We start from the raw sequence: 7,904 nt of genomic DNA on the forward strand, positions 1-7,904 counted from the left end.
AGTCAGCGATGTCCGTCCCAAGATTGGGCTGCCAGCCAACTCAGGGCGGAAGGGATCAGCGTTCTCGTGAACGGTGTCATTTGCTACCCACAGGACTGCAGCGCTGCACGATTGTGGCCTGGTGAACATTAGAGGTCACCTTCCTTCATGGCCCAAGTCCCCATCGCTGGCGGCGGTCCAACCCCGCTCGCTGTCTTTGATCGATTCCGCACCCAGCTTCTCGCCAAGGTTCAGGAGCCTGAACTGAAGCGTTACGCCGTGATGCTGCTCGCCTTTGGTGCTGGCCTTCTGCCGCTGATGGCAGGCTCCGCCAAGGCAGCCTTGGCGAAGGTCCCCACCGACGGCGCCGACACCCTCCTGATGCTGATGGGTTCAGCCCTGGTTCTACTTATGACCCCAGGCCTGGCGTTCTTCTACGGCGGCTTCACCCGCGCCAAGAACGTGCTCAACACCATGATGATGAGCTTTTTCCTGATGGGGCTCATCGGTGTCGTCTGGGTTGTGATCGGCTACTCCCTCTCCTTCGACACCGGCTTCGGCAGCCCCTTCATCGGTGGTCTCGGCCAGATGTGGCTCAACGGCGTGGGCGGTGAGCTCGGTGATGCTCCACTAGCTGATGGTTTCGCCATCTCCGCTTCCTCCTTCGCCCTTTTCCAGGGCATGTTCGCGATCATCACCCCGGCGCTTATTTCCGGCGCCCTTGTGGAGCGGATCAACTTCAAGGCCTGGTTCTGGTTCTCCCTGCTCTGGAGCCTGTTCATCTACTGCCCCATGTGCAAGATGGTTTGGGGCGGTGGATACATCGGTCCCTTTGGTGAGATCGGCGCCATCGACTTTGCCGGCGGCACAGTTGTTCACATTGCTGCAGGCGTGGCGGCTCTGGTGGCCACTGCGATTGTGGGTCCGCGCAGCGGCTTCCCAGGCAGCAAGCGTCCTCCCCACAACGTGCCCTTCATCCTCTTGGGTGCAGGCCTGCTCTGGTTCGGCTGGTTCGGCTTCAACGGCGCCAGCTACTTCGCTGCTAAGGGTGCCGGCTTCTCCTTCCTGACCACCACCCTGTCGGCCTCAACGGCCCTGCTCACCTGGTGCTTGATTGAGTGGTTCCGTGATGGCAAACCCACCGCCGTGGGAGCCGCCACCGGCGCCGTGGCTGGTCTGGTGGGCATCACCCCCGCCGCAGGCTTCGTCTACATGCCCCAGGCTCTAATCATCGGTGCGGCGACCTCCATCGCCTGCTATATCGCAGTTCAGGTGAAGTCGGCCATCAACTTTGATGACTCCCTCGATGCCTTCGCCGTCCACGGCGTAGGTGGCACGGTGGGAGCCCTGCTCACCGGCGCCCTAGCCATCCCTGCCCTGGTGCCGGCCGACTACTTCCCCAAATCGGCAGCAATCCTCGCCAGCGGCGGCAACACCGCCCTGTTCGTGGCCCACGTCAAGGCCGTGCTGATCAGCTACGGGTTTGTCGGCATCGGCACCGCGGTCATTCTCTGGATCGTTGGCGCCACGGTGGGCCTGCGGGTCACTCCTGAGCAGGAAGAACGTGGTCTCGACTTCGTCGCCCACGGGGAAGAGGCTTACGACCCCACGACCAACTGAAGCTGAATCACCATGAAAATGATCACGGCAATGGTCCGCCCTTCCAAGGTGGAAGCAATCAAAACAACCCTCGTCGGCCTCGATGTGGTCGGCATGACTCTTGTCGATGTCCGCGGTTTCGGTCGACAGAAGGGTCAGGTGGAGCGCTACCGCGGCAACGAGTTCACCGTTGACTTCCTACCCAAGTCCAAGATCGTTGTGGTGGTGACTGACGACAAGTTAGAAGCCACCCTCACTGCCATCCTCGAGGCCGCCCGAACCGGCGAAATCGGTGATGGCAAGATCTTCGTCACCCCCGTTGAGGAAGCCATCCGCATCCGCACCGGTGAGCGCGGCGACACGGCGATCTGAGCACCCACCTCTTGATTTGATGTGGTGTTCCCATCTGGGACACCTCAACTGCCCCCCGTCAGGGGGGCTTTTTTATGGCTGCTGACAATGCCACCAGCTTCCCTGGATTCGTCGCTGAGCTGGGGAGCACCCTTCCGCCCAAGGACTTCACGCCATAGCGTGAGGACCTCCATTCCTTCATCTCCAAGCCCCATGAACAGCTCCTACGACCTGATCGTGCTGGGGGCCGGTTCGGGTGGTCTAGCTGCTGCCAAACGGGCCGCTGCCCATGGCGCCCGGGTGGCGATCGTGGAGGGCGATCGGGTGGGCGGCACCTGCGTGATCCGCGGCTGCGTGCCTAAGAAGCTGCTGGTTTATGGCTCCGCCTATAAACACTTGCTTGCAGATGCAGCCAGCTATGGCTGGGAAATCGAGGGGATTCGCCGCAACCCCAGCACCCTGCTGGCCAATGTGCGCACCGAGGTGGATCGTCTCAATCAGCTGCACCTCGGCTTTGTTGAGAAAGCGGGGGTAGAGCTGGTGCGCGGCTGGGGCTGCTTTGAAGACGCTCACACCATTGCCGTTGGCGAGCGCCGCCTGCGGGCCGAGCGCATCTTGATTGCGGTGGGGGGGCGGCCCCAGCGGCCAGCGATTCCAGGGGCAGAGCTGGGCTGGGTGAGCGATGAGATGTTTCTGCTGGAGCAGCTGCCAGAGCGCATTGTGGTGGTGGGAGCTGGCTTCATCGCCTGTGAATTCGCCTGCATCCTCAATGGCCTTGGCGTGGCAGTGACCCAGCTGGTGCGCGGCAATCATTTACTGCGGGGCTTTGATCTTGAAGCTGCCAAGGCGGTCCAGGAGGGCATGGAGCAAGAGGGTGTTGAGATTCTCTTTGCCCACAGTCCTGCAGCTATCACTGGCAGTGCCGGCAACCTCAGCGTCCACACCGAGGCTGGCGAAATCATTCCTTGCGGTGGGGTGTTGCTTGCCACCGGCAGGCGCCCTTTCCTGGAGGGCCTGCGCCTTGAGGCAGCGGCTATCGCCACTGAGGCCAATCGCATTCCGGTGGATAGCGAGCAGCGAACAAACGTGCCCCACATCTATGCAGTTGGCGATGTCACCGACCGCATCAACCTCACCCCGGTTGCCATTGATGAGGGACGCGCTTTTGCCGACAGTGTCTATGGCACTAGCCCGCGCCAGGTTGACCACAGCCTGGTGGCCTGTGCGGTGTTCAGTCAGCCGGAGTTGGCCAGTGTGGGGCTCAGCGAAGAGGAGGCGATCCAGCGCCACGGCCCTGAGGGCGTGCGGGTGCATCGGGCCCGTTTCCGGCCGATGAGCCAGGCCTTGCCGGCCCGGGGGCCCAGGGTATTGCTCAAGTTGGTGGTGGAGCTGGAAAGCGGCAAGGTGCTGGGCTGCCACATGGTCGGCGAGCACAGCGCTGAAATTATCCAGATGGCAGCCATCGCCATTGGCATGGGCGCCACCAAGGCCGACTTTGATCGCACCATGGCCCTGCACCCCTCGGTTGCCGAGGAGTTTGTGACCATGCCGAACTAGGCCGGGAGCCGGCTTTTGCGCCAATCATCCGCCAGCATCACCACAAGTGGCGCTAGCAAGATCATCGGCAGGGCCCGGCTGTCAATTGGCACCATCGCCGCTAGCCGCGCCAGGGGCGGCCAATAGAGCAATAGCGCTGTGAAGAGAATTTCAGCTGCTATGCCAAGCCAAAGCAGGGGATTGCGGCGCCAGCCCTGCTGCACCAAGTTGACGAAGGCGGAGCGATGCTCACTGCGGCAGGCCATCCCCACACCCTGCTGCTGCCAGCTGAGCAGGTAGGCCGTCATCGACACCACGGCTTCGCTCAGGCCCAGCACCAGATAGGCGCGCAGCATCAGGGGCCGATCCAGCAGCGGCGCCGAGCGGCGCCGGGGCGGTTGGCGCATCAATCCAGATTCGGGCGCCTCGGCGCCTAGCCCTAGGGCGGGTAGTAAATCGGTGCCCAGATCCACCGCCAGGATTTGCAGCACGGTTAGGGCCGCCGGGATTTGCACGGTCACCATGGCTAGAAACGGAGCCATCTCGGCCACGTTGCTAGCCAGCACGTAGGGCAGGAACTTGCGAATGTTGGCCACAACCCCGCGGCCAAAGCGCACAGCCGTGACGATCGTGGCGAAGTTGTCGTCTAGCAGCACCACATCGGCGGCCTCCCTTGCCACATCGGTGCCCACCAGGCCCATAGCTATGCCCACATCGGCCGCCCGCAAAGCCGGGGCATCATTAACTCCATCGCCAGTGACTGCAACCACTTCGCCGAGGGAGCGGTAGGCCTGCACAAGCCGCAGCTTCTGCTCCGGGGCCATCCGGGCAAACACCAGCCGGTTGCGGTATTTGAGCAACTGGCGCAGGTGCACATCGCTGATCAGTTCGAGCTGGTCGCCCTGGATCACCCGCACCGGATCGGCCTGGGGGTGGTTGTCGCCCTTGGCCGGCATATCCAGCAGGCCGATCTGGCGCGCTATGGCCTGGGCGGTGAGGCCGTAGTCGCCAGTCACCATCGTGACCTTGATCCCAGCCTGGTTACACTGGCGAATCGCCTCAGGCACCTCCGGCCGGGGCGGGTCGTAGAGCGCGATCAAGCCCAACAAGCTGAGCTTTTGCTCCAGTTGATCGGCTGGGGCTTGCCCCTCCGCGGCCTCGAGCCGGCGCTGGGCCACGGCGATGACGCGGTAGCCGCGGCATGCAAGGTCGTCGTTGGCGGCCACTGCCTGGGCTCGGCCCTCTGGGCTACAGCGCTCCAGCAGCTCCAGGGGTGCCCCTTTGGTGATCAGCTGCAGGCCGGCCTCGGTGGCCACGATCACGCTCATTCGGCGCCGATGGGAATCAAATGGCAACTCCCGGCTGCGGGGATGGCGCTGCTGATGCACCTCGAGGCCCAGCTCTCGAGCCTGGGCTGCCACCAGCAGGGCCGTTTCAGTGGGATCGCCGAGGGCTCGGCTGCCGTCACCGCTGGCTTTGAGCTGGGCGTTTGAACAAAGGCAGGCCGCCAGCAACAGCTCGGCTTCTCCACCTCGATCAATCACTTGCTTCTCGGCTGCCTGGGGCAGCCAGATCTCCTCCACCGCCATGCGGTTTCAGGTGAGGGTGCCGGTTTTATCGCTGCAGATCACGCTTACCGAGCCGAGGGTCTCCACGACTGCAAGCCTCCGCACCAGTGCTTTCTGACTGGCCATGCGCTGCACGTTGATCGCCAGGGCCAAGGTGACCGTGGGCAGCAAGCCCTCGGGCACGTTGGCAACGATGATTCCCACAGCGAACACCAGGCTTTCGAGGGGACCCATCCCCACAAACAGAAGGCTGAGGCTGAAGGTGATCGCCCCCATGATTAAGGCGATGGCTGTGATGGTGCGCACGATGTGGCCCACCTGCTGCTCCAAGGTGCTGATGCCCCTGGTTGTGGCGGCGGTGAGGTGGGCCACATGGCCGAATTCAGTTTCACCGCCGGTGGCGTAAACGATGGCCTCGCCGCGACCGCCGGCCACGCTGGTGCCCGCCAAAACCAGATTGGCCCGTTCCCGGGTCGGGATCAGAACAACTTTGCCTGCCGGAGGTGAGTCGATGGCATCGGCATGGCGCGCCACTGGCTGGGATTCGCCAGTGAGCACCGAGAGATCCAGGCTCAGTTCGTTGGCCTGGATCAGGCGCGCATCGGCGGGCACCTGGTCTCCCTCCTCCAGCAGGATTCGGTCGCCCGGCACGAGCAGCTCGGCATCTAGCTCGGTGAGTTCACCGTTGCGCCAGAGCCGCACCTGGCGGGGTAGGGATCGCTTCAGCGCCGCCAGGGTGCGCTCGGCTTGGTAGTCCTGCCAGAAGGAAAACAGGCCGTTGACCAGCACTACTGCCCAAATAGCCCAGCCCAGCTGGGGCGTGCCCGCTGCAAATGCCAGGGCGCCAGCCACCCAGAGCAGCAGGGCCATGAAGTGCACCAGTTGATCGACAAACCTCAGCAGCAGGGAACGGCGGCGCTGGCTTGGGAGGCGATTGGCTCCAAACCGCTCCAACCGCCGCTGGGCCTCTGAGTCGCTAAGGCCTTGGAGTGTGCACTGCAGAGCTGCCGGCACTGCCTGCGCTGGGAGGCTCCAGATCGGCTGGCTAGCAGAGAGCTGCATGGCGGGTTAGCTAGATCGTGGGGCAAGGCCCTTCTCGTCAAACACCCCTTCAAAGAGAACAGAACTCAAGTAGCGCTCGCCTGAGTCGGGCAGCACTACCACGATGGTTTTGCCGGCGTAGGCCTCCTCTCGGGCTAGCCGCAGGGCGGCCGTGGCTGCGGCACCACAGGAGATGCCCGCCAGGATTCCCTCTTCCTTCATCAGCCGGCGGGCCATGGCCACCGCCTCCTCGTCGCTAACGGTTTCGACCCGGTCCACCAGGTCCAGAGCGAGGTTTGCGGGCACAAAGCCAGCGCCGATGCCCTGGATCTTGTGGGGACCGGGCTTGAGCTCCTGCCCTGCCTTGGCCTGGCTGATCACTGGGCTGTTGACGGGTTCAACTGCCACCGAAACCAGCGGCTTGCCCAGGGTTCCCTTGATGTAGCGGCTGACGCCAGTGATGGTGCCTCCGGTGCCCACACCCGCCACGAGTACGTCCACCTGGCCGTCTGTGTCGGCCCAGATTTCGGGGCCGGTGGTGTCGTGGTGGATCTGGGGGTTTGCCGGATTGGAAAACTGCTGCAGAAGGACGTAGCGGTCGGGGTCGGAGGCTGCCATTTCCTTGGCAGCGCCGATGGCGCCGGGCATACCCATCCTTCCTTCAGTAAGAACGAGGTGGGCGCCGTAGGCCGTGAGCAGTTTGCGGCGCTCCAGGCTCATGGTCTCCGGCATCGTCAGGGTTAGGGGGATCCCCTTGGCGGCGGCCACGAAAGCCAGGGCGATGCCGGTATTGCCGCTGGTGGGCTCCACCAGCTCCTTGCCAGGTCCCAGCAGTCCCTCCTGCTCGGCTCGCCAAATCATGGCGGCGCCGATGCGGCACTTCACCGAAAAGGCAGGGTTGCGGCCTTCAATCTTGGCCAGTACGCGGGCCTTGCATCCCTCGGTGACCCGATTGAGCTGCACTAGGGGGGTTTTGCCGATGGTGAGGCTGTGGTCGGCGTAGACGCTCGTCATCCGTTTGGGGAGCCATTCTCTTGGCGCACCCTAGGGATGCTCTGCCAAGCGAACAGCAGGAATTAGCCGGTATTTACAGGCCTTGTGGTCAACAACATCGATCTGCAGTCGGTGAGCCAACTCGATGCCTCACGCAAGGCCTTGGGCTTGGCCCCTGGGGTTGACCCGATTGGGCCCTACCGCACCCCAACATAAGCAGCACTTATGGGATTCATCAGCAGGGCTTTGGCGCCTCCCGGCCGGCCTTCTCACTAATCCCGCAATCTTCCGTTACAGTCCTGTTACGCAATGTCCTTGCGCTCGACGGGATTCCGTCTGGTGGCTTGCCACCTTCCATACCCGTTCCTCTGGAACAACCTCTTCTCGTTCTCATGACAACCACTATTCAGCAGCGCCAAGGCGCTTCTGCGTGGAACCAGTTTTGCGACTGGGTCACCTCCACCAACAACCGCCTCTATGTGGGCTGGTTCGGTGTGCTGATGATCCCCTGCCTACTGGCTGCCACCATCTGCTTCATCGTGGCCTTCATCGCCGCACCCCCTGTCGACATCGACGGCATCCGTGAGCCCGTAGCCGGCTCCCTGATGTACGGCAACAACATCATCTCCGGTGCTGTTGTTCCTTCCAGCAACGCCATCGGCCTGCACTTCTATCCCATCTGGGAAGCCGCCAGCCTCGATGAGTGGCTCTACAACGGTGGTCCTTTCCAGCTGGTGGTCTTCCACTTCCTGATCGGCATCTACGCCTACATGGGACGCGAGTGGGAGCTTTCCTACCGCTTGGGCATGCGCCCCTGGATCTGCGTTGCCTACAGCG

At 63.1% G+C, this 7,904-nt stretch carries 6 protein-coding genes and 1 pseudogene; 4 read left to right on the top strand and 3 right to left on the bottom strand.

Annotation, left to right across the window (positions count from 1 at the left end):
- Nucleotides 1-147 precede the first annotated feature (147 nt).
- The 3 genes from KBZ22_RS05885 to gorA all read left to right on the top strand — a co-directional run bounded on the left by KBZ22_RS05885 (nucleotide 148) and on the right by gorA (nucleotide 3,486).
- Nucleotides 148-1,599: an ammonium transporter gene (locus KBZ22_RS05885; RefSeq protein WP_254999753.1), complete on the top strand. Its 1,452-nt coding sequence runs from the start codon at nucleotides 148-150 to the stop codon at nucleotides 1,597-1,599.
- A 12-nt stretch (nucleotides 1,600-1,611) separates the two neighbouring features.
- Nucleotides 1,612-1,950, top strand: a complete 339-nt coding sequence (locus KBZ22_RS05890; RefSeq protein WP_254941649.1) for a P-II family nitrogen regulator — start codon at nucleotides 1,612-1,614, stop codon at nucleotides 1,948-1,950.
- Nucleotides 1,951-2,142: 192 nt separating this feature from the next.
- Nucleotides 2,143-3,486: a glutathione-disulfide reductase gene (gorA, locus tag KBZ22_RS05895; protein WP_255021382.1), complete on the top strand. Its 1,344-nt coding sequence runs from the start codon at nucleotides 2,143-2,145 to the stop codon at nucleotides 3,484-3,486.
- Here the strand turns inward: gorA and KBZ22_RS05905 are convergent.
- Genes KBZ22_RS05905 through cysK form a run of 3 tightly spaced genes read right to left on the bottom strand, consistent with a single transcriptional unit; the run spans nucleotide 3,483 to nucleotide 7,088 of the window.
- Nucleotides 3,483-5,048, bottom strand: coding sequence for a cation-transporting P-type ATPase (locus KBZ22_RS05905; RefSeq protein ID WP_315858597.1), 1,566 nt, complete (start codon nucleotides 5,046-5,048; stop codon nucleotides 3,483-3,485). The two genes, gorA and KBZ22_RS05905, sit on opposite strands and share 4 nt — an antisense overlap.
- Nucleotides 5,049-5,060: 12 nt before the next feature.
- Nucleotides 5,061-6,095, bottom strand: coding sequence for a cation-transporting P-type ATPase (locus KBZ22_RS05910; RefSeq protein ID WP_255021383.1), 1,035 nt, complete (start codon nucleotides 6,093-6,095; stop codon nucleotides 5,061-5,063).
- 6 nt (nucleotides 6,096-6,101) lie between these two features.
- Nucleotides 6,102-7,088, bottom strand: a complete 987-nt coding sequence (gene cysK / locus KBZ22_RS05915; RefSeq protein ID WP_255021384.1) for a cysteine synthase A — start codon at nucleotides 7,086-7,088, stop codon at nucleotides 6,102-6,104.
- Nucleotides 7,089-7,459: 371 nt separating this feature from the next.
- Between cysK and KBZ22_RS05920 the strand changes: the two are divergent.
- Nucleotides 7,460-7,904: pseudogene (locus KBZ22_RS05920) on the top strand (photosystem II q(b) protein); the annotation flags it as partial.

This window comes from Cyanobium sp. L1E-Cus (assembly GCF_024345755.1).
In the GTDB taxonomy this organism is placed as follows: Bacteria; Cyanobacteriota; Cyanobacteriia; order PCC-6307; family Cyanobiaceae; genus Cyanobium_A; species Cyanobium_A usitatum.